General features: G+C 71.3%; 23 protein-coding genes. 13 read left to right on the top strand and 10 right to left on the bottom strand.

Going from position 1 to position 24,309, the window contains the following annotated elements:
- The first annotated feature begins 217 nt into the window (after positions 1–217).
- From QYS60_RS19775 to QYS60_RS19760, 4 genes are all read left to right on the top strand, one after another.
- On the top strand, positions 218–1,312 hold the full coding sequence (locus QYS60_RS19775) for a Re/Si-specific NAD(P)(+) transhydrogenase subunit alpha (protein ID WP_371384003.1): 1,095 nt from the start codon (positions 218–220) through the stop codon (positions 1,310–1,312).
- On the top strand, positions 1,313–1,657 hold the full coding sequence (locus QYS60_RS19770) for an NAD(P) transhydrogenase subunit alpha (protein WP_289378465.1): 345 nt from the start codon (positions 1,313–1,315) through the stop codon (positions 1,655–1,657). It abuts the gene before it with no gap.
- Positions 1,654–3,084, top strand: a complete 1,431-nt coding sequence (locus QYS60_RS19765) for an NAD(P)(+) transhydrogenase (Re/Si-specific) subunit beta (RefSeq protein ID WP_371384002.1) — start codon at positions 1,654–1,656, stop codon at positions 3,082–3,084. Before QYS60_RS19770 ends, QYS60_RS19765 begins: the two co-directional genes overlap by 4 nt.
- 159 nt (positions 3,085–3,243) lie before the next feature.
- A complete protein-coding gene (locus QYS60_RS19760; RefSeq protein WP_054375109.1) occupies positions 3,244–3,867 on the top strand; it encodes an NADPH-dependent FMN reductase in 624 nt (207 codons plus the stop codon).
- Here the strand turns inward: QYS60_RS19760 and QYS60_RS19755 are convergent.
- The 4 genes from QYS60_RS19755 to pdhA form a co-directional block, all read right to left on the bottom strand.
- Positions 3,864–4,970 (bottom strand): MFS transporter, encoded by a 1,107-nt coding sequence (locus QYS60_RS19755; protein WP_371384070.1) that lies wholly within the window; start codon positions 4,968–4,970, stop codon positions 3,864–3,866. The two genes, QYS60_RS19760 and QYS60_RS19755, sit on opposite strands and share 4 nt — an antisense overlap.
- A 96-nt stretch (positions 4,971–5,066) precedes the next feature.
- Positions 5,067–6,335, bottom strand: a complete 1,269-nt coding sequence (locus QYS60_RS19750; protein WP_371384001.1) for a dihydrolipoamide acetyltransferase family protein — start codon at positions 6,333–6,335, stop codon at positions 5,067–5,069.
- Between the two features lie 10 nt (positions 6,336–6,345).
- Positions 6,346–7,329, bottom strand: a complete 984-nt coding sequence (locus QYS60_RS19745; protein WP_371384000.1) for an alpha-ketoacid dehydrogenase subunit beta — start codon at positions 7,327–7,329, stop codon at positions 6,346–6,348.
- Positions 7,326–8,429 (bottom strand): pyruvate dehydrogenase (acetyl-transferring) E1 component subunit alpha, encoded by a 1,104-nt coding sequence (pdhA, locus tag QYS60_RS19740; RefSeq protein ID WP_371383999.1) that lies wholly within the window; start codon positions 8,427–8,429, stop codon positions 7,326–7,328. Before pdhA ends, QYS60_RS19745 begins: the two co-directional genes overlap by 4 nt.
- A gap of 167 nt (positions 8,430–8,596) precedes the next feature.
- On the opposite strand from pdhA, the gene QYS60_RS19735 reads away from it, so the two are divergent.
- Complete coding sequence (locus tag QYS60_RS19735) at positions 8,597–9,067, top strand: Lrp/AsnC family transcriptional regulator (protein WP_003935210.1); 471 nt, start codon at positions 8,597–8,599, stop codon at positions 9,065–9,067.
- A gap of 88 nt (positions 9,068–9,155) precedes the next feature.
- Here QYS60_RS19735 and QYS60_RS19730 read toward each other — a convergent pair whose 3' ends face one another.
- From QYS60_RS19730 to QYS60_RS19720, 3 genes are all read right to left on the bottom strand, one after another.
- The gene (locus tag QYS60_RS19730) at positions 9,156–10,328 is read right to left on the bottom strand and encodes a thiolase family protein (RefSeq protein ID WP_289380770.1); all 1,173 of its coding nucleotides are present in this window, start codon (positions 10,326–10,328) and stop codon (positions 9,156–9,158) included.
- A gap of 93 nt (positions 10,329–10,421) precedes the next feature.
- Positions 10,422–10,898: a thioesterase family protein gene (locus tag QYS60_RS19725; RefSeq protein ID WP_003935212.1), complete on the bottom strand. Its 477-nt coding sequence runs from the start codon at positions 10,896–10,898 to the stop codon at positions 10,422–10,424.
- Positions 10,895–12,082, bottom strand: a complete 1,188-nt coding sequence (locus QYS60_RS19720) for a benzoate/H(+) symporter BenE family transporter (RefSeq protein ID WP_371383998.1) — start codon at positions 12,080–12,082, stop codon at positions 10,895–10,897. Before QYS60_RS19720 ends, QYS60_RS19725 begins: the two co-directional genes overlap by 4 nt.
- 79 nt (positions 12,083–12,161) lie before the next feature.
- Between QYS60_RS19720 and QYS60_RS19715 the strand changes: the two genes are divergently transcribed.
- Positions 12,162–12,998: a sulfurtransferase gene (locus QYS60_RS19715; RefSeq protein WP_003935214.1), complete on the top strand. Its 837-nt coding sequence runs from the start codon at positions 12,162–12,164 to the stop codon at positions 12,996–12,998.
- Positions 12,999–13,008: 10 nt separating this feature from the next.
- Here QYS60_RS19715 and QYS60_RS19710 read toward each other — a convergent pair whose 3' ends face one another.
- From QYS60_RS19710 to QYS60_RS19700, 3 genes are read right to left on the bottom strand one after another with little or no spacing between them, the layout of a single operon-like run.
- On the bottom strand, positions 13,009–13,833 hold the full coding sequence (locus QYS60_RS19710; RefSeq protein WP_371383997.1) for a shikimate 5-dehydrogenase: 825 nt from the start codon (positions 13,831–13,833) through the stop codon (positions 13,009–13,011).
- A gap of 46 nt (positions 13,834–13,879) precedes the next feature.
- Positions 13,880–14,581: an HNH endonuclease family protein gene (locus tag QYS60_RS19705; protein WP_371383996.1), complete on the bottom strand. Its 702-nt coding sequence runs from the start codon at positions 14,579–14,581 to the stop codon at positions 13,880–13,882.
- Between the two features lie 48 nt (positions 14,582–14,629).
- Positions 14,630–14,956 carry a hypothetical protein gene (locus QYS60_RS19700; RefSeq protein WP_003935217.1) on the bottom strand — a complete coding sequence of 109 codons (327 nt, stop codon included), beginning with the start codon at positions 14,954–14,956 and terminating at the stop codon, positions 14,630–14,632.
- Between the two features lie 136 nt (positions 14,957–15,092).
- Between QYS60_RS19700 and QYS60_RS19695 the strand changes: the two genes are divergently transcribed.
- The 7 genes from QYS60_RS19695 (at position 15,093) to QYS60_RS19665 (ending at position 24,265) form a co-directional block, all read left to right on the top strand.
- Complete coding sequence (locus QYS60_RS19695) at positions 15,093–17,900, top strand: DEAD/DEAH box helicase (protein ID WP_371384068.1); 2,808 nt, start codon at positions 15,093–15,095, stop codon at positions 17,898–17,900.
- The gene (locus QYS60_RS19690) at positions 17,897–18,655 is read left to right on the top strand and encodes an SWIM zinc finger family protein (protein WP_371383995.1); all 759 of its coding nucleotides are present in this window, start codon (positions 17,897–17,899) and stop codon (positions 18,653–18,655) included. Before QYS60_RS19695 ends, QYS60_RS19690 begins: the two co-directional genes overlap by 4 nt.
- 189 nt (positions 18,656–18,844) lie before the next feature.
- The gene (locus QYS60_RS19685) at positions 18,845–20,356 is read left to right on the top strand and encodes a CoA-acylating methylmalonate-semialdehyde dehydrogenase (RefSeq protein WP_003935220.1); all 1,512 of its coding nucleotides are present in this window, start codon (positions 18,845–18,847) and stop codon (positions 20,354–20,356) included.
- A gap of 13 nt (positions 20,357–20,369) precedes the next feature.
- Positions 20,370–21,524, top strand: a complete 1,155-nt coding sequence (locus tag QYS60_RS19680; RefSeq protein ID WP_003935221.1) for an isobutyryl-CoA dehydrogenase — start codon at positions 20,370–20,372, stop codon at positions 21,522–21,524.
- Complete coding sequence (locus QYS60_RS19675; RefSeq protein ID WP_371383994.1) at positions 21,521–22,582, top strand: enoyl-CoA hydratase/isomerase family protein; 1,062 nt, start codon at positions 21,521–21,523, stop codon at positions 22,580–22,582. The genes QYS60_RS19680 and QYS60_RS19675 overlap by 4 nt, the downstream gene beginning before the upstream one ends.
- A gap of 1 nt (position 22,583) precedes the next feature.
- Positions 22,584–23,492, top strand: coding sequence for a 3-hydroxyisobutyrate dehydrogenase (mmsB, locus tag QYS60_RS19670; RefSeq protein WP_371383993.1), 909 nt, complete (start codon positions 22,584–22,586; stop codon positions 23,490–23,492).
- Positions 23,489–24,265: an enoyl-CoA hydratase gene (locus QYS60_RS19665; RefSeq protein WP_003935224.1), complete on the top strand. Its 777-nt coding sequence runs from the start codon at positions 23,489–23,491 to the stop codon at positions 24,263–24,265. Before mmsB ends, QYS60_RS19665 begins: the two co-directional genes overlap by 4 nt.
- The last annotated feature ends 44 nt before the right edge of the window (positions 24,266–24,309 follow it).

Genomic DNA, 24,309 nt, shown 5'->3' with positions numbered 1-24,309 from the left:
TTCTGGCATCGACTCACTGTTCGGACTCGATTCAGACGAAACCGAACGGTTGCGCCCCTGATCGGGGCGCGGTACGTCTGACTGGGCTCATCGCCCATAGTGCACGGCCCGAGTCGGCCGCTCGTCGCACATGACCCGCCGCTCATCGCGGTGAGGTGCCGATTCAACGCAGGAGTCGAAAACTTTGGAAACCGGGGATAGGGATACGGGACGTGCGGTGACAGCGCGCCCCACCGTCGGCGTCGTTCGGGAAACGGGCGACGGCGAGCGGCGGGTCGCGCTGGTGCCGATGATCGTGCCGTCGTTGATCAAGAAGGGCCTCGACGTGGTCGTCGAGGCCGGGGCCGGGCTCGGTGCCCTGATCCCGGACGAGGCCTATGTCGAGGCCGGGGCGCGGATCGGGGACGGGTGGTCGGCGGACGTGGTGCTCAAGGTGGCGCCGCCGTCGGACGCGGAGGTCGCGCGGATGCGGTCGGGGCAGACCCTGATCGGGTTCCTCGCCCCCCGCAATGCGGAGAACCAGATCGGTGCGCTCGCCGCGGCCGGGGTGCAGGCGTTCGCCGTCGAGTCGATCCCGCGGATCTCCCGCGCGCAGGTGATGGACGCGCTGTCGTCGCAGGCGAACGTCGCCGGGTACAAGGCGGTGCTGGTCGCCGCGTCGGAGTCCACCCGGTTCTTCCCGATGCTCACCACCGCCGCGGGCACGGTCAAGCCCGCCACGGTGCTGGTGCTCGGGGTGGGGGTGGCCGGGCTGCAGGCGCTGGCCACGGCCAAGCGCCTCGGTGGGCGCACCACCGGGTACGACGTGCGGCCGGAGGTCGCCGATCAGGTCCGTTCGGTCGGGGCGCAGTGGCTCGATCTCGGGATCGACGCGGCCGGGGAGGGCGGGTACGCCCGCGAACTCACCGAGGACGAACGCGCGCAGCAGCAGGCGGCGCTCGAGGAGGCCATCAAGGGCTTCGACGTGGTGATCACCACCGCGCTGGTGCCGGGCCGGCCCGCGCCGCGGCTGGTGACCGCCGCCGCCGTGGAGGGCATGAAGCCGGGCTCGGTGGTGGTGGATCTGGCCGGGGAGACCGGCGGCAACTGCGAGCTGACCGAGCCGGGACAGACGGTGGTCAAGCACGCGGTGACGATCGCCAGCCCGCTGAACCTGCCGGCGACCATGCCCGAGCACGCCTCGCAGCTGTATTCGAAGAACGTCGTGGCCCTGCTCGAGCTGATGCTCGACGAGGACGGCGCGCTCGCGCCGGACTTCTCGGACGAGATCCTCGCCGGCGCGTGCGTCACCCGCTCGAAGGAGAACGTCTAGATGTATACGGAACTGTTGGCGAACATCGCGATCCTGGTGCTGGCCGGGTTCGTGGGCTTCGCCGTGATCTCCAAGGTGCCCAACACGCTGCACACCCCGTTGATGTCGGGCACCAACGCCATCCACGGCATCGTGGTGCTCGGTGCGCTGGTGGTGTTCGGGCATCTGCCCGCCGACGCCCCGTGGAGCATCAAGGTCATCCTGTTCGTGGCGCTGGTGTTCGGCACGCTCAACGTCGTCGGCGGATTCGTCGTCACCGACCGCATGCTGGGCATGTTCAAACCGAAGAAGACGGTGACGCCGCAGGCCGCGCCGGTGGTGGAGAAGGGAGCCGACGCGAAATGAGCTACCTCGTCTCCGTCCTGTACATCGTCGCGTTCGCGATGTTCATCTACGGTCTGATGGGCCTGACCGGCCCGAAGACCGCGGTGCGCGGCAACTACATCGCCGCCGCCGGCATGGCCGTCGCGGTGATCGCGGTGCTGATCGACATCCGCGACACCGACAACTGGATCTGGATCGTCGCCGGCCTGGCCGTCGGTGTGGTGCTCGGGGTGCCGCCGGCGCTGCGCACGAAGATGACCGCGATGCCGCAGCTGGTGGCGTTGTTCAACGGTGTCGGCGGCGGCACCGTCGCGCTGATCGCCTGGGCCGAGTTCCTCGACTCGGACGGGTTCACCACCCTCGACGAGCAACCGACGGTGCACGTCGTGGTCGGCTCGCTGTTCGCCGCGATCGTCGGCTCGGTCTCGTTCTGGGGCTCGCTGGTGGCGTTCGCCAAGCTGCAGGAACTGCTGAACAAGAACCTCGAACGCCGCCTGGTCGGCGCGGCCAAGGCCTTCCAGGTCGCGAACATCGTGCTCGCGCTGGCCTCGATCGCGATCGCCGTGTACATCGGCCTGGGCGCCGACCCCGGAGGCGAGCCCACCTCGGCGATCTGGATCGTGGCGCTGCTGCTCGTGGCCGGGCTGATGGGTCTGTTCGTGGTGCTGCCGATCGGCGGCGCGGACATGCCCGTGGTGATCTCGCTGCTCAACGCCCTGACCGGTCTGTCGGCGGCGGCCGCGGGTCTGGCGCTGAACAACCAGGCGATGATCGTCGCCGGCATGATCGTCGGCGCCTCGGGTTCGATCCTGACCAACCTGATGGCCAAGGCGATGAACCGGTCCATCCCGGCGATCGTGTTCGGCTCGTTCGGCGGCGACGGCGGCGCCGGCGCGGGTCCGGCCGGGGCGGGCGGCACCGTCAAGGCCACCTCCGCCTCGGATGCGGCGATCCAGATGGCCTACGCCAACCAGGTCATCGTGGTGCCCGGGTACGGGCTGGCCGTGGCGCAGGCGCAGCACGCGGTCAAGGAGATGGCGGCGCTGCTCGAGGACAAGGGGGTCGAGGTCAAGTACGCCATCCACCCGGTCGCCGGCCGGATGCCCGGGCACATGAACGTCCTGCTCGCCGAGGCCGAGGTGCCCTACGAGGCCCTCAAGGAGATGGACGACATCAACGGGGAGTTCTCCCGCACCGACGTCACCATCGTCATCGGCGCCAACGACGTCACCAACCCCGCCGCCCGGCAGGATTCGTCCTCCCCGATCTACGGCATGCCCATCCTCAACGTCGACCAGTCCAAGTCGGTCATCGTGCTCAAGCGCTCGATGTCCTCCGGCTACGCCGGCATCGACAACCCGCTGTTCACCGCCGACCAGACCTCCATGCTGTTCGGCGACGCGAAGAAGATGGTCTCCGAGGTCACCGAGGAACTCAAGGCGCTGTAAAACTCGAGGCGCTGTAAAAACTCGAGGCGCTGTAAGCAGATCGGCGCGCCCGGGGCGTCCGCACGGAAACACCGTGCGGACGCCCCGCTCGTGTGCGACCGTCGCAAGTGGCAGGCGGGCCGTGCCCGGCCCGTCGCACCGACGGAAAGGACGCGTCCTGTGACCGAGCACCCCGTGACCGAGCCTTCGGGGACCGAACCCCCCCGGACCGGCACCGACAGGACCTACAAGGTCGGCTACTTCGTCGGGAGCCTGTCGTCCACCTCGATCAACCGGATCCTGGCGAAGGCACTGATCCGGCTCGCGCCGTCCGACCTGGACTTCGTCGAGATCCCTATCCGGGACCTGCCGCTCTACAGCCCCGACTACGACGCGAACTACCCGCCGGAGGGGGCGGCGCTCAAGGACGCGATCGGCGCCGTGGATGCCGTGCTGTTCGTCTCACCCGAGTACAACCGGTCGATTCCCGGGGCGTTGAAGAACGCCATCGACTGGGCATCGCGGCCGTGGGGGCAGAACTCGTTCGATCACATCCCGGCGGCCGTGATCGGCGCGTCCATCGGCGCGATCGGCACCGCCGTCGGGCAGCAGAGCCTGCGCGCCGTGCTGAGCTTCTGCAACGCGCGGCAGATGACGTCGCCCGAGGCGTACATCCACTACACGCCCGAGGTCTTCGGCGACGACGGAACCGTGCACAACGCCGGCACCGAGGACTTCCTCCGCAATTACATGCGGGAGTTCCGCGACCACGTCGTGAGGGTGCTGACCGTGCTGCCGCGTTAGCCGACCGATTCGTCCACCCGCTCGAGCGTGCGCCGGCTCCGCTCACCGACGGAGCCGGCGAGGGCGGCGGCAGCGAGCACGCACGCCAGCGGCACCGTCATCGCGACGGTCAGCGACGTCGCCTCCGACAGCCACCCGATGGTGGCGGGTCCGGCCAGGAAACCGATGTACCCCATGCCGACGACGCGGGACATGTTGCGGCCCGGGGCGCCGGCGTCGATGTTCCCGGCGGCGCTGAAGATCTGCGGCACGGCGCCGGACAGGCCCAGCCCGAACAGCGCCCACCCGGCGAGCGTCACCGGCAGCCACGGGGAGGCGATGACGGTGCCCATCCCGAGCGCCGCCAGCAGCGTGCCGTACCGGACGACGGCGACGGCGCCGATGCGGGCGCTGACCCGGTCCGCGACGAAGCGCCCGAGCGTCATCGTCGCGGAGAACGCGCCGAAGGCCAGCGCCGCGACCGCGTCCGGACTGCCCAGGTGGTCCTTGACCTGCAGGGCGCTCCAGTCGTTGGCGACGCCTTCGCTGAGCATGAGCACGAACGCGAGCCCGCCGAGCAGCAGCACCCGGCGGGAGTATCCCCCGCGCGGGCCGGACCCGCGCGGGTGCTCGACCCGGGGTACGCGCACGAGGTGCGGCGCCGCGACCGCGACGACGAGCATGCCGACGAGGCCGGCGCCGCCGAGGGCCACGGCCGGGGCGAGCCCGGCGGCCAGCGTGCCCGCCCCCACCAGGGACCCGACCACCCCGCCCACCGAGAACAATCCGTGGAACGCGGCCATGATCGGCCGCCGGTAGCGTTGCTCGACCGCCACGGCCTGCGAGTTCATCGACACGTCCAGGGCGCCGTTGGCGAATCCGAACACCGCGAGCGCGGCGCCCAGCTGCCAGGCCGCGCCGGCCAGGCCGGGGCCGACGGTCGCCGCCGCCAGCAGGACGGCCGCGGCGACGGTGGTGCGGTCGCTGCCGAACCGATCCGCGAGCGGGCCGGTGGCCTGCATCCCTGCGATCGCGCCCGCCGCGAGAACCAGCAGCAGGGAACCCAGCGTGGCATGGTCGATGCCGACGCGCTGCTCGATCGCGGGGATGTGCACCACCCACATCGCGAGCAGGAACCCGTTGACACCGAAGGTCGCGAACACGGCCGCACGGGCACGGCGAAGATCCGGAGCGTTCACGTGTCCCGACGCTACCGCCGGTCAGATGCCGGCGAGCAGTTCCGGCACCGGGTCGGTGAGGATCGCCCCGATCCCGGCAAGCGCCCGCGCCGCCTGCTCACCGTCGACGAGACGGTGGTCGAAGGACAGCGACAGCGTCGTGACCTGCCGGACGGCGAGCTCGCCGTCCACCACCCACGGACGCGGGCCGATCGCACCGAGCGCGAGGATGGCGGTCTCACCGGGGTTGAGGATGGGGGTGCCGGTGTCGACCCCGAACACGCCCACGTTGGTGATCGACACCGTGCCGCCGGTGAGCTTCGCCGGGGTGGCGCGGCCGGAGCGGGCGGTCTCCGCCGCCCGGGCGATGGCGTCGGCGAGCTCCGGCAGCGACAGGCGGTCGGCGTCGCGGATCACCGGCACCATCAGTCCCGCATCGGTGGCGGTGGCGATGCCCAGGTTGACGTAGCGACGGGTGACGATCTCCTGGTGCTCCTCGTCCCACGCCGCGTTGAGGATCGGTTGGTGTGCGAGCACCCGGAGCAGCGCCTTGGCCACCACGGTGAGCGGCGTCGGGTGCCGCCCTTCGAAGGCGGGCGCGCCGCGGAGCCGGGCGACGAGCTCGACCGTCGCGGTGACGTCGCAGGTGAGGAACACGGTGACGTGCGGGGCGGTGAAGGCGCTGCGTGCCACCGCGGCGGCGGTGCGCTTGCGGATCCCGTGGATCGGGGTGCGGGTCTCGCGCGCCGGCTCGGCCGACGTCGGCTGTGCGTCGCGAACGTCTGCAGCCCGGCGCACATCGGGCACGGTGACGACGCCGCCCGCACCGGTGCCGGTCACCTCGGTGAGATCTACGCCGAGCGCCCGCGCCTCGCGGCGGGCCGACGGCTTGGCGTCCGGCCGGTGCCGCTCCCAGGTCGGCGGCTGCGGGGGCTGCGCCGCCGCGGCGCGTGCCGCGCGCCTGCTCGCCGGGGCGGCGCCCGGACCGTAGCCGACGAGCACCTGCACAGGCTCGCCGCCGTCGCTCGCGCCGGGGACGGTGAACCGGATCAGGGGGTTTCCGACGGGCACGCTGTCGCCGGGCTCGGCGAGCAGTTCGGCGACCGTCCCGGCGTACGGGGACGGCAGTTCCACGGTCGCCTTGGCGGTCTCGACCTCGGCGATCACCTGGTTGAGCGCGACCCGGTCACCGACGGCCACCGTCCACGACACCAGTTCCGCCTCGGTCAGGCCCTCCCCGAGGTCCGGCAGCCGGAACACCTCGCTGCGTCCGGTCGCCACGTCGCCGCGTTCACTCACGCTCTGTTCCATGTCCCGGTCCTCACGCCGCGAGACTGCGGTCGACGGCGTCGAGGATGCGGTCCGGGTCGGGCAGGTGGTGCGCCTCGAGTTTCGCCGGGGGATAAGGGATGTCGAATCCACCGACCCGCAGCACCGGTGCCTCGAGCTGGTAGAAGCAGCGTTCCGAGAGCCGGGCGGCGATCTCGGCGCCGATGCCGCAGAACTCCGGTGCCTCCTGCACGACGACCAGGCGTCCGGTGCGCCGCACCGACGCCTCGACGGTGTCGAAGTCGACGGGCGCGACGGATCGCAGGTCGATCACCTCCACCGAATGTCCCTCGGTCTCGGCGATCTGCGCGGCCTGCAGGGCGGTCGCGACCATCGACCCGAAGGTCACGACGGTGACGTCCGTGCCCGCGCGGGTGACGCGGGCCCGGTCCAGCGGCAGGTCCGGCTCGGCGTCGAGATCGACCTCGGCGCGGTCCCAGTACCGACGCTTGGGCTCGAGGAAGATCACCGGATCGTCGAGGGCGACGGCCTGCTGGATCATCGTGTAGGCGTCGGCCGGGTTGCTCGGGCTGACGACCCGCAGTCCGGCGGTGTGCGCGAAATACGCCTCGGGTGACTCGGAATGGTGTTCGACCGCCCCGATCCCGCCGCCGTAGGGGATGCGGATGGTCAGGGGAGCGGTGACCTTCCCGGCGGTGCGGTAGTGGATCTTGGCGACCTGCGAGACGATCTGGTCGAACGCGGGGTAGACGAAGCCGTCGAACTGGATCTCGCACACCGGCCGGTAGCCGCGCAGCGCCATACCGAAAGCCGTTCCCACGATTCCGGATTCGGCGAGGGGGGTGTCGATGACGCGATTGTCGCCGAAGTCCTTCTGCAGGGTGTCGGTGACCCGGAAGACCCCGCCGAGCCGGCCGACGTCCTCGCCCATGATCACCACCTTGCGGTCGTGTTCGAGGGCCCGGCGCAGGCCGGCCCCGAGGGCGGCGCCGAAGGCCAGGGTGGTGGTGGTCATGACAGCGCCTCCTCGTGGGTCGCGTTCTCGAAACCGGCGAGGTAGTCGCGGTAGCGGCTGCGTTCCTCGGCGATCGTCGGGTGGTCGGTGGCGTAGACGTGGTCGAACATGCTCAGCGGCTTCGGATCCGGGGCGCCGAGGGTGCCGGCGCGCAGCCGGGCCGCGGCCTCGTCCGCGGTTGCGCCGACCTCGTCGAAGAATCCGTCGTCGGCGTGGCCCTCGCGCTCGAGCAGCCGGTGGAACCGGTCGACCGGATCCCGCATCCGCCACAGTTCCGCCTCGGCAGGGGTGCGGTAACGGGTGGGGTCGTCGGAGGTGGTGTGCGGGCCCATCCGGTAGGTGACGGCCTCGACGAACGACGGGCCGCTGCCCTCCCGTGCGTGCCGGGTGGCCTGACGGGTGACGGCGAGCACCGCCAGCGCGTCGTTGCCGTCGACCTGCACCGCCGGCATCCCGTAGCCGGCGGCTCGCTGCGCGATCGGGACGGGACTGTGCGAGTGGACGGGGTTGCTGATCGCCCAGTGGTTGTTCTGGCAGAAGAAGACCACGCCCACCCCCCATGCGACGGCGAAGCCGAGCGCCTCGGCGATGTCGCCCTGACTCGTCGCCCCGTCGCCGAAGTAGACGACGGTGGCGATCTCGGCGCCGTCGAAGTGGGCGCCCATCGCGTAACCGGTGGCGTGCAGCCCCTGGGAGCCGACGACGATCGCGGGGTTGGTCATGTTCACAGTGGCCGGGTCCCAGCCGGAGTGGGCGCACCCCCGCCACAACCGGGTCATGTCGGCGGGGTCGACGCCACGGCACCAGGCCACGCCGTGCTCGCGGTAGCTGGTGAACACGTAGTCGTCGCGGTGCAGGGCGTGCGCGGAGCCGACCTGAGCGGCCTCCTGGCCGAGCAGTGGTGCCCACAGTCCGAGTTCGCCCTGCCGTTGCAGCGCGGTGGCCTCGGCATCGAGGCGCCGGACGACGACCATGTCGCGGTAGAGGGCTCGAAGTTCGTCGGGCCCGACGTCGGCGACGAGCGCGGAGTACTCGGGATTGTGGACCCGTCGGCCGTCGGGCTGGATCAGCTGGACCGGGTAGGCAATCTTGTCGACCACCGTGCACCACCTCGCTATGGCGGGACCGGTCGCCCTCATGAGGCGATCCGGACAAACCTGTGTTGTACATCACATGATCCACGCGGGGTGTAGGTGCGCAATCGATCGCAGCGTGATTGTGCAACAAGCACGGTTTCGGGGGGCCGCGCGCTGTCATACTGCGAAATATGACCAGTCTCGATGCCACCGACGCCCGGATGCTGCTCGAGCTCGCGCGGACTCCGCGGGCGACCGGAGTGGAGTTGTCCCAGCGTCTGGGGCTGTCCCGCAACACGGTGCAGGCGCGGCTCGCGCGGTGGGATGCGGAGGGGGTTCTCGGCTCGTTCGAGCGCCGGGTGGATCCGCGGGCGCTCGGATACCCGCTGGCCGCGTTCGTCGCGACCCGGGTCGATCAGCACCGGCTCGACTCCGTCGTCGCGGCGCTCGGGCAGATCCCGGAGGTCACGGAGGTGTACGGCATGACAGGGCAGACGGACCTGTCGGTGAAGGTGGTCGCGCGGGACGCCGACGATCTCTACCGGCTGGCCGGGCAGATCCTCGAGATCCCCGGTGTCGAGCGCACCAACATGGCGCTGGTGATGCGCGAACTGGTGGGTCCGCGCACGGCGCCGCTGCTCGAGCGGCTCGCACAGCGCTGAAGCGCCCTCTGCACAGCGCTGAAGCGTCTCGCGCACAGCGCTGAGGCGCCTTCCGGGACCGGACCCGGAAGGCGCCTCGTCGTGGGGGCTAGAGGATCTCGTAGATCGTGGCGTTGGCGGTGCCCCCGCCCTCGCACATGGTCTGCAGACCGTAGCGGCCGCCGGTGTGGCGCAGGTGATGGATGAGCGTCGCGGCGAGACGGCCGCCCGAGGCGCCGAGGGGGTGGCCGAGGGCGATTGCGCCGCCCAGGGGGTTCAGCTTCTCGCTCGGTGCGCCGGTCTCGCGCTGCCACGCGAGCGGCACGGAGGCGAAGGCCTCGTTGACCTCGAACGCGTCGATGTCGTCGAGCGAGAGTCCCGACCGCTTCAGCGCCAGGGCGGTGGCCGGGATGGGGCCGGTGAGCATCTTGACCGGATCGTCGCCGGTGACGACGGCGGTGTGCACGCGCGCGAGCGGCGTCAGCCCCAGTGCCTTCGCCTTCTCCGACGTGGTGATCAGCAGCCCGGAGGCGCCGTCGGAGATCTGCGACGCGTTGCCGGCGGTGACCACGCCGTTCTCCCGGAAGGGTGCCTTCAGGCCGGCGAGCTTGTCGACGGTGGAGCCGCGCCGGATGCCCTCGTCGGAGTCGATCACGGTGCCGTCCGCCAGGGTGTAGGGCGCGATCTCGTCCGCGAACCGCCCCTCGTCCTGGGCCCGGGCGGCACGCTCGTGCGAGCGGACGGAGTATTCGTCGAGTTCGGTGCGCGAGATGCCCCACTGCTCGGCGATCATCTCGGCCCCGACACCCTGGTTGAAGCGGCCGTTGAAGCCGGGCGCGGTGAGCTCGTCGGCGTACCGTTCGCGCGCCGGGCCGCCCATCTGCCCGGTGCCTTCGGGCGCGGAGGAGCCGAGCGGGACCGCCGACATGATCTCCACGCCGCCGGCGACGACGAGGTCGGCCTGGCCGGAGATCACCGCCGCGGCCGCCGTCGAGACGGCCTGCTGGGACGATCCGCACTGCCGGTCGATGGTGAAGCCGGGCACCGACTCCGGCCAGCCCGCGCCGAGCACCGCCATGCGGCCGACGTTCCCGGACTGCATGCCCACGGACTGCACGGTGCCCCAGTGCACGTCGTCGACGAGGCTGGGGTCGATACCGGTGCGCTCGGCGAGGGCGCGCAGGACGTGGGCGGACAGCTCGACGGCATGAACGCCGGACAGGCCACCGCCCCGCTTGCCGATGGGGGTGCGGACGGCTTCGACGATGACTGCATCGCGCATCTTCGGATCACTCTCTGTCGGGGACGTGCGGATGCCCCGGAGTCTAATCCGGTAGATGAATATGATGCCAAGCGGATGCTTGGTGGGTGGGAGCTACTCCGCCGGCGGCGTCACCAGCTGCGCGACCGCCTTCTTGATCTCCTTGGGGATCGCCACGGGACGTCGCGTGCGGGCGTCGACGTACACGTGCACGAACCTGCCGGTCGCAGCCGCCTGCAGACCGCCCTCGCCGTCCTCCCGGAAGATCGCCAGCGAATAGGTCACGCTGCTGGTTCCCAGCCGCTCCACCGCCAGGCCCACGCGCAGCCGGTCCGGGAACGACAGCTCCGCCAGGTACCGGCACGACGTCTCCGCGACCACACCGATCGCGTCGAGCTCCCGGATGTCGACCCCGGTCGTGGCCATCAGCCACCCGTTGACGGCGGAGTCGAAGTACGAGTAATAGGTGACGTTGTTGACGTGGCCGTAGTGGTCGTTGTCCGCCCACCGGGTCTGCATCGGCCACAGGACCGGAAACCGGGCGGGAACGGGTGGGTCGGCGGCGGGCGTCGTCGGCTGGCGGTTCGTCACCGTCCTGACGATAGTCCCACGCGGACGGCAAGTCCGACCATCAACGCCCAGAATGCCGATCCGATACCGAACAGGCTCCAACCGGACGCCGCGACCAGGAACGTCACGACCGCCGCTTCGCGTTCCGGCGCGTCGCGCAGAGCCGAGGCGAGCGCCCCGCCGAGCGTCGCGAGCAGGGCCAACCCGGCCACCGCCTCGACCACACCGTCCGGCGCCGTCGCCACGACCGTCGCGAGCCCGGTCGAGCACAGCGCCAGTGCGAGGTAGGACCAGCCCGCGCACCACGCGACCCGCCATCGGCGCGCCGGGTCGGGCTCGGCCTCGGGTGCCGCCGCCAGCGCGGCGCTGATCGCGGCGAGATTGACGGCGTGCCCACCGGCCGGCGCGCCCACGACGGTGCCGAGCCCCGTGACCGTCATCGCCGCCCGCCACGGCGTGGCGTAACCGAACGAGTCGAGCACGGCCGTGCCCGGAATGTTCTGCGACGCCATCGTCACGATGTAGAGGGGAAGAGCGATGCCGAGCAACGCCTGCCAGGTCCACGTCGGGGCCGTGAGCTCGATCGCCGGCAGCAGCTCCCGCGCCGCCGGCGCGGATCCCGAGCGCAGCAGATGGATCGCGATCACCACGGCCGCGGTCCCGAATGCTCCCGGCACCGCCCAGCGTGGCCGCAGCCGCTGCAGCACCAGCCACGTCGCCACCACCGGCAGGATCGCGGCCGGGGAGTCGATCACGCCTTCGACCGGGGCGAGGCAGAGAGGCACGAGTATCCCGGCGAGCATGGCCTGCGCCAGCGATGCCGGGATCGCCGCGATCAGAGCGCCGAGGCGCGGCCACAGCCCCGTCAGGACGATCGCGGCCCCCACGACGACGAACGCGCCCACCGCCGCAGGCCATCCGCCCGCCACCACGCCGGTGCCCGCGAGCAGCGCGGCGCCCGGCGTGGACCACGCGAGCGTGATCGGCGTGCGGAACCGTCGTGCGAGCCACAGGATGCCCAGGCCCTGCGTCAGGCAGAGCGCCAGCAGCCCCGACGCCGCCTGCGACGGCGACGCCCCCACCGCGTGCAACCCCGTCAGCACCACCGCGAACGAACTGGTGAACCCGACGAGAGCGGTGACGACGCCCGCCCCGAGCGGCCGGATGAGCGAGTCGGGACGGCTGGGTGCGGGAGCATCGGACACGGGCGGCAATTCTGCCGCAGCGGGACGGCCCCGCCCGCCCCACCCGGCACCGCCCGCGCCGGCATGCCAGGATCGGGGCATGGTTGCCGATCCCGTGCTGATGACCGTGGACGAGCTGGCCGACCTCGTCGAGGCGGGCACGCCTCCGGTGCTGCTCGACGTCCGATGGTCGCTCGACGACCCGGACGGCGAGGACCGCTACCGGGAAGGCCACATTCCCGGGGCGGTGTACGTCGACCTCGCCACCGAACTCGCCGATCCGGGATCGCCCGACCGCGGCCGGCACCCGTTGCCCGACGTCGCCCGGCTGCAGGACCATGCCCGCCGGTGGGGGATCGACAACGGCGACACCGTCGTCGTCTACGACGACACCGGGGGCCTCGCCGCCGCCCGCGCCTGGTGGCTGCTGCGCTGGGCGGGTCTGAAGGACGTGCGCCTGCTCGACGGCGGCCTGCCGCTGTGGACGGCGACTGGCCGTGGTCTGGCGGCGGGCCCCGGCGAATTCGTCGAGGCCGGCTCGGTGACCCTGCGCGGCGGCTACCTGCCCACCGTCGACATCGACGAGGCCGGGCAATTCCCGTCGCGGGGAACACTGCTCGACGCCCGTGCCGCCACGCGCTACCGCGGTGACGAGGAGCCGGTCGATCCGCGCGCCGGGCACATCCCCGGCGCGGTCAGCGCCCCCGCCACGGACAACCTCCGGGCGGACGGCACGTTCCGATCCGCCGAGGAACTCGCCGCACGATTCACCGCACTGTGCGGGGACCGTCCCGTCGCCGTGTACTGCGGCTCCGGGGTCACCGCGACCCACGACATCGCGGCCCTGGCCGTGGCGGGTATCGAGGCCGCCCTGTTCCCGGGGTCGTGGTCGCAGTGGTGTCAGGACCCGGCCCGGGAGGTCGCCACCGGGGCGTGACGACCGAGGGTCACCCCTCCGCGCGGGAGAACTCCGAGGCGCGGCGCACCTGCTCGGGCGTCGGAGTCACCCCGGTGTACAGCGCGAACTGCTGGGCCGCCTGCAGAGCGATGACCTCGGCGCCGGTGATCACCGGCAGTCCGTGCGCGCGGGCCGTACGGATCAGTGGTGTCTCCGGGGGCATCGCCACGACGTCGAACACCGTCGACGCGGCGGCCACCGCGGCCTCGGGAAACGGCAGTTGCTCCGATTCGCGACCACCGGTCATGCCGACCGGGGTGGCATTGACGAGCAACCCCGGCGTGCGTCCGTCGAGTTCGGCGCGCCAGTCGAACCCGTACTGCCGCGCCAGGGCGGCTCCCGTCTCCTCGTTGCGGGCGATCACCGACACGTCGCGGGACCCGCTGTCGCGCAGAGCCGCCACGACGGCCTTGGCCATCCCGCCGCTGCCCGCCACGGCCGCCGGCATCGCCGGGTCGACCTCGTGCTCGCGCAGCAGGTCCACCACCGCCTGGTAGTCGGTGTTGTAGGCGTGCAGCACGCCGTCCTCGTTCACGATCGTGTTCACCGACTCGATGGCGCGCGCCGAGTCGTGGAGCTCGTCGATCAGCGGAATCACGGCCTCCTTGAACGGCATCGACACCCCGCACCCCCGGATGCCGAGACCGCGGATCCCCGCCACGGCCGACGGCAGGTCGGTGGTGGTGAACGCCTTGTACACGTAGTCGAGACCGAGCTCGTCGTAGAGGTAGTTGTGGAAGCGGGTGCCGATGTTGCTCGGCCGTCCCGACAGCGAGATGCACAGGCGGGTGTCCTTGGTGATGCGCGAGACCATGCGTGCCACGCTAGTTCCCGTCGCGAGAAGGCGGGGCACGGCGCCCTCAGCACGTGGCGATCGTCGACGCCAGCGCCTCCCGGTCGGCCGCCGTGATCGGCAGCCCGTACCGCACCGCCACCGACAGGTACTTGCCCGCGAACCAGCACCGGTACGCCGCCGCCGGCGGCAGCCACTCGGACGGGGTGTGATCGCGCTTGTCCTGATTCGCCGGCCCGTCCACGGCGATCAGGTTGAAGGCGACGTCGTTGGCGAACTGCCGGCGCAACTCGGCCGGCCACGCCGCCGCGCCGAGGTCCCACGCCGCCGCCAGGGGATAGATGTGGTCGATCTGGACGGCCCGGCCATCGGAGCGACTGAACTCGAGCCGCGCACCGGTGTACGGGTCGGACAGCGTGCCCGACAGCACGATGCAGTCGCCGGTGCCGGGCCGGAACGCCACGTCGCGCAGGTCCCGGGCGAGCACGTTGTTGCGGGTGTCGCACCCGTCGCGCCCGCCCGGGCCCGGATGATCGTCGGACCACGCCTGCCCGAACACGCAGCCCTCGCCCGGACCGCACCCCCGCTCGTACCCGGGCACCTGCGGCCGGTGCGGCACCACCGCCGCGCGCGCCAGCAGCTGCTCGAGCGCGCCGCGTCCGGGGCTGCCCGGCGCCGGCGGCGCGTGCGATTCGATCCGGTCCCACCCCCACGACACGGCGATCGCGACCGCCACCACCAGCCCCCAGAAGACCGCGCCCCCTCGCACGCGGACATTCTCACCGATCGCCCCGACAGTAGAGGCGCCGGTGCCCGCTCAGCCGTCGGTCGTCAACGGAAACCGGGTCGCGCGGATGGACTCGATGGTGCGGCCATCGTGCCCGACGATCCACGACCCGCCGTGCTGCTTGCACTCGGCGACCCGGTCGAACACGGTCAGCAGGAAGAACACCGCCTGCTCCGCGGTCGTGGTGGCGGCGAGCCGATGGGACTCACCGTGTTTCGTTCCGTCGAGCCACACGCCGCACTGTCCGTCGAGCCGCATCGCGGTGACGTGCTGGGAATCGACGAACGCGTACTTGACCTGCTCCCAAGGGGTGTGGGCGCTGTAGGTCTGCTCGAGGACCTGGATCATGATCGACATCGCAGTCTCCTGGTGGGTGCACCTGCAGCCCAGTCTCCTCCGGGGGCCCGGTCCGATCCAGAGCCGATCGTCCCCGCGCACGCCCGCTACCCGGCCTGCGCCGGCCGTGTCGGGCGCGACTGGCACCATGGTGGGCATGCTGCACGGGTTGTGGTCACCGGGGGCGGGCCTGATGGTGTGGCGCGACGACGACGACCCGGCCGACGACGCACCGGCTGTCCTGCGCCGATGGATCGACCGGCCGTTCCGGCACCGGGTCGAACTGCGACTGCCCGGCGACGACGCACCGCGTCCGCTCCCTGCGGTGGCGATCGCGCCGGCCGACGCCGCCGAGCTGCTGCTGGCGCTGCCCCGGCACGCCGAGACGGTGGCCGGAGACCTGCGGTATCTCGCGCACGTCGCCCGCGGGATCGAGCGCTGGGCGCAGGCCGGCCGGGTGGCCCCGGAACTGCACCGCGCCGACGGGCAGTGGTGGGCGCGGTGGCGCCTGCTCGGCGGCGACCGGATCCGAGCCTGGACGGCCGAGCTGTCCGCCGCGATGCCGCCCGTGCAGCGGCAGGCCGGGCGGCCCGCGGCGCTGCTCGACGACCTCGTCACCGAACTCACCGATCCGATCACCCGGTCGCTGATCGGCAACGTCGGTACCTCCCTGCACCCGTTGATCGCCGCTCTGGCCGAGGGGCAACCGCACCACAGCGGCACCCAGCGCATGGCCGACGCGCTGGACGAATGGCGGGCCTCGCTCGCCGGAAACGAACCCGACCTGGTGCTGCGGCTCGTCGAACCGGACGACGACGAGGACGAGGCCATCGGCGCCGACACTCTGTGGCGGCTCGAGGTGTGCCTGCGGTCGGAGGGGCAGGCGCCGGTTCCGGTGCCGGTGGACGGCTCCGACGCGCAGCTGCTGCAGATCGGGATCCGCAAGCTCGGCGCCGCCCTGAAGGCGTATCCGCGGTTGCAGGACGTGCCGCGCGACCCGGACAGCCTCGACCTGCTGCTGCCGACCGGGGTGGTGACCGACCTCGTCGAGCACGGCGGCCGCGCGCTGGCGGACGCCGGCATCGCGCTGTTGCTGCCGCGCGCGTGGGCGCGGCTCGAGCCGTCGCTGCGGCTGCAGGTGACCTCGCCGGTGGCGCCCGTCGCGGCCGAGGACGACACCGTCGGCATGAACGCGCTCGTCTCGTTCGAGTGGCAGCTCGCCGTGGGCGACATGCTGCTCACCCCCGCCGAGATGGAACGGCTGATCGCGGCCAACAGCGACCTGGTCAAACTGCGCGGCAAGTGGGTGCAGGCCGATCCGGCCGCCCTCGCCCGGGCCGCCCGCTACGTCGCCGGCCAGGGCGCCGCCGATGCGACGCTGGCGACGCTGTTCGGCCGGTTCACCGGCGACGAGCCGCCGCCGGTGGAGGTCACCGACGTCGCCGCGACCGGTTGGGTCGCGACGCTGCTCGACGGGCAGGCCCGCCCTGTCCCGGTGCCGCCCCCGCCCGGCCTGCACGCGACCCTGCGCCCGTACCAGCAGCGCGGCCTCGAGTGGCTGGCCTTCATGAGCGGTGTCGGGCTCGGCGCGGTGCTGGCCGACGACATGGGTCTCGGCAAGACCGTGCAGGTACTCGCGCTGCTCGCCCACGAACGGGCGGGTGACGTCGCCACCGATCCGACGCTGCTGGTGTGCCCGATGTCGGTGGTGGGCAACTGGCAGCGCGAGGCCCAGCGATTCGTGCCGGACCTGCGCGTGCACGTCCACCACGGCCCGGCGCGGCTGCGCGACGCCGCCCTGGCCGCGACGGTCGCCGACAGCGACCTGGTGATCACGACGTACGCGCTCGTCGCGCGGGACGTGGCGCAACTGCGGTCGCTGCGCTGGGGCCGGGTGGTGCTCGACGAGGCCCAGCATGTGAAGAACGCCGCGACCGCGCAGTCCCGCGCGACGCGCGCGGTCCCCGCGCGGCACCGCATCGCGCTCACCGGCACCCCCGTGGAGAACCGGCTCGAGGAGCTGCGTGCGATCCTCGACTTCGCCAATCCCCGCCTGCTCGGTTCGCCGGCGACGTTCCGCGCCCGGTTCGCCGTCCCGATCGAACGCGAACGCGACGCGGCGGCCGCCGCGCGGTTGCGGGCGCTCACGTCGCCGTTCGTGCTGCGCCGCGTCAAGACCGACCCGTCCGTGATCTCGGACCTGCCGGAGAAGTTCGAGCAGACGGTGCGGGCCAATCTCACCGCCGAGCAGGCGGCCCTGTACCGGGCGGTGGTCGACGAGATGATGCGGCAGATCCGGGACAAGGAGGGAATGGCCCGCAAGGGCGCGGTGCTCGCCGCGCTGACCCGTCTGAAACAGGTGTGCAACCATCCGGCGCACTACCTGGGCGACGGCTCCGGGGTGCTGCGCCGGGGCCGGCACCGGTCGGGCAAGCTCGGGCTGGTGGAGGACATCGTCGAGTCGATCCTCGCCGACGGCGAGAAGGCCCTGCTGTTCACTCAGTTCCGGGAGTTCGGCGACCTGATCGCCCCGTATCTGGCCGAGCGGTTCGACACCACGGTGCCGTTCCTGCACGGCGGTGTGTCCAAGGGACGGCGCGACGCGATGGTCGCCGCGTTCCAGGGCGACGACGGTCCGCCGATGATGCTGCTCTCGCTCAAGGCCGGCGGCACCGGCCTGAATCTGACGGCCGCGAATCACGTGGTGCACCTGGATCGTTGGTGGAACCCGGCGGTGGAGAACCAGGCCACCGACCGGGCGTTCCGCATCGGCCAGCGCCGCGACGTGCAGGTCCGCAAGCTCGTGTGCGTCGGCACCCTGGAGGAACGGATCGACGAAATGATCTCGGGGAAGCAGGAATTGGCGGAACTCGCTGTGGGAGCCGGCGAGAACTGGATCACCGAGCTGTCCACCGAGCAACTGCATTCGCTGCTGTCCCTGGGCGACGAGGCGGTGGGCGAATGAGCCCGGCGGGCGGGTTCGACCGCTACGGCAAGCGCAGGCGGGTCGTCGGCGGCATCGAGGCGCGGACCAAGCGCGGCTCGATCGGCCGCACCTGGTGGTCGAAGGAGCTGGTTGCGGCGATGGAGCAGGTCGCCGACAAGGGCCGGCTCGCGCGGGGCCGGACCTATGCCCGGTCGGGGCAGGTGGTCTCGATGCGGCTCGAGCCCGGCGCGGCGGTGGGGGAGGTGCAGGGCAGCCAGCTGCGCCCGTTCACCTCGACGGTCACCATCCGCACCCTCGACGAGGAGGCGGTCGCGGATCTGATCGACCGGGTGCGTTCCGCTCCGGGCATGCTGGTCCGGCTCGCAGGGGGTGCGCTGCCGGAGGAGCTGGGGCCGCTGCTGCTCCCGCGGCGTGCCGGTGAGCTGGACTTCGACTGCACCTGCCCGGACGACGGGTGGCCGTGCAAGCACGCGGCGGCGGTGGCCTACCTGCTGGCCGAGCACGTCGACGAGCAGCCGCTGGCGGTGCTCACCCTGCGCGGGGTCGACCTGAGCACGGTGATCGGTGGGGTGGACGAGGCCGAGGCCGACGGCGAGGACTTCTACGGGAACGAGATCCGGTTGCCGGATCTGCCGGCCGAGCCGTACCGGCCCGCGCCCGAGGATCTCGATCCGATGCTGCTGCGCCGGGCGCTGCGGGCGGGCGGCACGGACGAGTCGGTCGTCCTCCGCGGCACGTCGGACCTCGAGAAGATGTACCGGCGCCTCCGGTAGGCCGCTCCGCGGCCGGTGCGTCCTTTGGGCGGCGGGGACAGCCCAAAGGACGCACCGGCGGCGGAGCCGCCTATGGACATACATGGACTTCCAACTATAGGATGAGCACACATTGCTGGGGGTGCCGCCCGCTGCCCCCGATCATCCCACCGAAACACGAGAATTCGACCAGTTAGGACGGATCCGGACATGAGCGTTCGAGAACTCACCCACTTCGTCGGAGGCAAGCACATCCCCGGTGCCTCCGACCGGTTCGCCGACGTCTTCGACCCCAACACCGGTGCGGTGCAGGCTCGGGTTCCGCTCGCCGACGTCGCCGAGACCGAGGCCGTGATCGCGAACGCCGTCGAGGCGCAGAAGGAATGGGCGGCGTTCAACCCGCAGAAGCGCGCCCGCGTGCTGATGAAGTTCCTGCAGCTCGTGCAGGACGACATGGAGAACCTGGCCCGGCTGCTGTCCTCCGAGCACGGCAAGACCGTCGCCGACGCCAAGGGCGACATCCAGCGCGGCCTCGAGGTGATCGAGTTCGCCACCGGCATCCCGCACCTGCTCAAGGGCGAGTTCACCGACTCGGCCGGCACCGGCATCGACGTGTACTCGATGCGCCAGCCGCTCGGCGTCGTCGCCGGCATCACCCCGTTCAACTTCCCCGCGATGATCCCGCTGTGGAAGGCCGGCCCGGCCATCGCGTGCGGAAATGCGTTCGTGCTCAAGCCTTCCGAGCGCGACCCGTCGGTGCCGCTGCGCCTGGCCGAGCTGTTCATCGAGGCCGGGCTGCCCGCCGGCGTGTTCAACGTCGTCAACGGCGACAAGACCGTCGTCGACGTGCTGCTCACCGACGAGCGCATCAAGGCCGTCGGCTTCGTCGGCTCCACCCCGATCGCCCAGTACATCTACGAGACCGCCGCCGCCCACGGCAAGCGCGCCCAGTGCTTCGGCGGCGCCAAGAACCACGCGATCGTCATGCCCGACGCCGACATGGACCAGGTGGCCGACGCCCTCGTCGGCGCCGGCTACGGCTCCGCCGGTGAGCGCTGCATGGCGATCTCCGTCGCCGTGCCGGTCGGTGAGGAGGCCGCCGAGGCGCTCGTCGCCAAGCTGAAGGAGCGGGTCGCCGGCCTGAAGGTCGGCCGCAGCGACGACCCGAACGCCGACTTCGGTCCGCTGGTCACCGCCGAGGCCCGTCAGCGGGTGCACGACTACATCCAGAAGGGCATCGACGAGGGCGCCGAGCTCGCCGTCGACGGGCGCGACTTCGTGCTCGAGGGCCACGAGAACGGCTTCTTCTCCGGCCCCACCCTGTTCGACCGGGTCACCCCGGAGATGACGATCTACCGCGAGGAGATCTTCGGCCCCGTGGTGGTCGTCGTCCGCGCCCACGACTACGAGGAAGCGCTGCGGCTGCCGTCGGAGCACGAATACGGCAACGGCGTGGCGATCTTCACCCGCGACGGCGACACCGCCCGCGACTTCACCAACCGCGTCAACGTCGGCATGGTCGGCGTGAACGTGCCCATCCCGGTGCCGATCGCGTACCACACCTTCGGCGGCTGGAAGCGGTCCGGCTTCGGCGACCTCAACCAGCACGGCCCGGACTCGGTGCGCTTCTACACCAAGACCAAGACGGTCACCCAGCGCTGGTTCTCCGGCGTCAAGGAGCACGCGGAGGCAAACCACTTCGTCATCCCGACGATGGACTAGGGCGAGGTAGCAGATGTTCACCCTCACCGACGACGACCGGGCGATCCGCGACACCGCCCGCGACTTCGCCGCCGAGTTCCTCGCCCCGAACGCGGTCGAATGGGACCAGACCAAGCACTTCCCGGTCGACGTCCTGCGCAAGGCCGCGGCGCTCGGCATGGGCGGCATCTACGTCCGCGAGGACGTCGGCGGGTCAGGCCTGCGCCGCCTCGACTCCGTCCGGATCTTCGAGGAACTCGCCAAGGGCTGCCCGTCGATCGCCGCCTACATCTCCATCCACAACATGGTCACGTGGATGATCGACCGGTTCGGCAACGACGAGCAGCGCCGACGCTGGGTCCCCGGACTCTGCACGATGGACCAGCTCGCCAGCTACTGCCTGACCGAGCCCGGTGCCGGCTCCGACGCGGCGGCCCTGAGCACCAGGGCCGTCCGCGACGGCGACGAGTACGTCCTGACCGGCGGCAAGCAGTTCATCTCCGGCGCCGGCACGTCGGACGTGTACGTGGTGATGGCCCGCACCGGTGAACCCGGCCCGCGGGGCATCTCGGCGATCATCGTCCCGAAGGACACCCCCGGGCTGTCCTTCGGCGCCAACGAGAAGAAGATGGGCTGGAACGCCCAGCCCACCCGTCAGGTGATCTTCGACGGCGCCCGCGTGCCCGCCGAGAACCTCCTCGGCGAGGAGGGCAGCGGCTTCCGGATCGCCATGCACGGGCTCAACGGCGGCCGGCTCAACATCGCCGCGTGCTCGGTCGGCGGCGCCCAGGCCGCGCTCGACAAGACCGTCGGGTATCTCGCCGAGCGCAAGGCGTTCGGCGAGCGGCTGCTCGACTCGCAGGCCCTGCAGTTCCGGCTCGCCGACATGCGCACCGGCATCGAGGCCTCGCGCACCCTGCTCTGGCGCGCCGCCGACGCCCTCGACCGCGGTGCCGACGACGTTGTCGAGCTGTGCGCCATGGCGAAGCGGTTCGCCACCGACGCCTGCTTCGACGCCGCCAACGACGCGCTGCAACTGCACGGCGGTTACGGCTATCTTGCCGAGTACGGACTCGAGAAGATCGTGCGGGATCTGCGGGTACACCAGATCCTCGAAGGAACCAACGAGATCATGCGGGTGGTCGTCGCGCGCAGCGTGGTGGCCGCGGCGCAGAACGGAGCGAAATGACCGAGACGGAAGACGTCCTCGTCCGGGTCTCCGGCGGTATCGGCCGGATCACCCTCAACCGGCCGAAGGCCATCAACGCCCTGAACTACGACATGGTGAAGGCGATGGCCGCCGCGCTCGACGAGTGGGCGGAGGACGACTCGGTCCGCGCGGTCGTCGTGGACGGGGCGGGGGAGCGCGGCCTGTGCGCCGGCGGCGACATCGTCTCGATCTACCACGACGCCCGCGACGGCGGCACCGGCTCGCAGGACTTCTGGCGCGACGAGTACGTCCTCAACGCCGTCATCGGCCGCTACCCGAAGCCGTACGTGGCGATCATGGACGGCATCGTCATGGGCGGCGGCGTCGGAATTTCCGCCCACGGCAACGTCCGGATCGTGACCGAACGCTCCACGATCGCGATGCCCGAGGTCGGTATCGGCTTCGTTCCCGACGTGGGCGGCACCTGGCTGCTCTCGCGCGCACCGGGCGAGCTCGGCACCCACCTCGCGCTGACGACCGGCCGGATGAAGGCCGGTGACGCGATCGCGCTCGGATTCGCCGACCACTTCGTCCCATCCGAGGCGCTCGACAAGTTCGTCGCCGCCCTCGAATCCGGCACGGTCGACGAGGCCCTGGCCGAATTCGCCCGGCCGGCACCGGAAGCGCCGCTGCTCGCGCAGCGCGCGTGGATCGACGCCGCCTACTCGGCGCCGACCGTCGAAGAGATCGTCGCCCGCCTGCAGGCCGCCGAGGAGCCCGAGGCCCACGCGGCCGCCGAGCAGATCCTCGGCAAGTCGCCCGTCGCGCTGAAGGTGACCCTGCGCTCGGTGCGGCACGCCCGCGAACTCGGCAACCTCGAAGAGGTGCTGAACGAGGAGTACCGGGTCTCGCTGGCGTCGCTGCGCTCGCACGATCTCGTCGAGGGCATCCGCGCCCAGGTGGTCGACAAGGACCGCAACCCGGCGTGGTCGCCGGCGACCCTCGCCGACGTCACCGACGCCGACGTCGACGTGTACTTCCAGCCCCTCGGCGAGCTCGAACTCGGGCTCGCCGCACCCGAGAAGGAATCCGCCTGACATGAGCACACTGCCGATCGTCGCCTTCCTCGGTCTCGGCCACATGGGCGGACCGATGGCCGCGAATCTGGTCAAGGCCGGTTACCCGGTCACCGGCTTCGATCCGGTGCCCGCGGCCCAGGAACAGGGCCGCGCCGACGGCCTGACGATTGCCGAGTCCGCGACCGACGCCGTCCGCGACGCCGACGTCGTGATCACCATGCTGCCCAACGGTGGCCTCGTGCTGAAGCTCTACGACGAGGTCCTGGCGGCCGCCCGGCCGAACACCCTGTTCGTCGACAGTTCCACCATCGACGTCGCCGACGCCCGCGCCGCCCACGAGAAGGCCGTGCAGGCCGGGCACCGCGCGATCGACGCGCCCGTCTCCGGCGGCGTCGCGGGCGCCGCTGCCGGCACGCTGGCCTTCATGGTCGGCGGGTCGGAAGAGGACTTCGAGGCCGCGAAACCGCTGCTCGAGGTCATGGGCCGCAAGGTCGTGCACTGCGGCGGGTCCGGCGTCGGCCAGGCCGCCAAGATCTGCAACAACATGATCCTCGGTGTGTCGATGATCGCGATCAGCGAGGCCTTCGTCCTCGGTGAGAAGCTCGGCCTGACCAACCAGGCCCTGTTCGACGTCGCGTCCAACGCCTCCGGCCAGTGCTGGGCGCTGACCAGCAACTGCCCGGTGCCCGGCCCGGTGCCCACCACTCCCGCCAACAACGACTACCAGCCCGGATTCGCCGCCGCGCTCATGGACAAGGACCTCGGGCTGGCCGCGAACGCGTTGCGCGCCAACGGCGTCGACGCCGAGCTGGGGCTGCGGGCCGCGGAGATCTACCACCGGTTCAACACCTCGGGTGGCGGCGGACTGGACTTCTCGGCCATCATCACCGAGATCCGCAACCGCTCGACAGAACAGGAAAACCAGTGACGGACTTCGAGACGATCCTGCTCGACCGCAAGGACCGCGTCGGCATCATCACGCTCAACCGGCCCAAGGCGCTCAACGCCCTCAACAGCCAGCTGATGCGCGAGGTGGTGGCGGCCGTCGAGGAACTCGAGGCCGACACCGGCATCGGTGCCATCCTGCTCACCGGCTCCGAGAAGGCGTTCGCCGCGGGCGCCGACATCAAGGAGATGGCGCCCAAGACGTTCTCCGAGGTGTACGCGGAAGACCTGTTCTCCCAGTGGGATCGGCTCTCCGCGGCCCGCAAGCCGATCGTCGCCGCCGTCTCCGGGTACGCGCTCGGCGGCGGCTGCGAGCTGGCGATGCTGTGCGACTTCATCATCGCCTCGGACACCGCCAAGTTCGGCCAGCCCGAGATCAAGCTGGGTGTCATCCCCGGCATCGGCGGCTCGCAGCGGCTCACCCGCGCCGTGGGCAAGGCCAAGGCGATGGACATGTGCCTGACCGGGCGGAACATGGACGCCGAGGAGGCCGAGCGTGCGGGCCTGGTCTCGCGCGTCGTGCCGGCCGCGGACCTGTTCGACGTGGCGCTCGAGGCGGCGACCACGATCGCGTCGATGTCGCTGCCCGTCGCGATGATGGCCAAGGAAGCGGTGAACCGGTCCTTCGAGACCACCCTCGCCGAGGGCGTGAAGTTCGAGCGGCGGGTGTTCCACTCGACGTTCGCCACCGCCGACCAGAAGGAAGGCATGGCCGCGTTCGTCGAGAAGCGCGCGCCGAAGTTCGAGCACGCCTGATCGTGGTGAAACACACCGGGGCCGTTCCGCACTCGTGCGGAACG

This window comes from Rhodococcus sp. GXMU-t2271, from assembly GCF_041414735.1.
Lineage (GTDB): Bacteria > Actinomycetota > Actinomycetes > Mycobacteriales > Mycobacteriaceae > Rhodococcus > Rhodococcus indonesiensis.
Note: the sequence above shows the minus strand (reverse complement) of the source record. Positions and strands in the feature narration are given on the sequence as shown.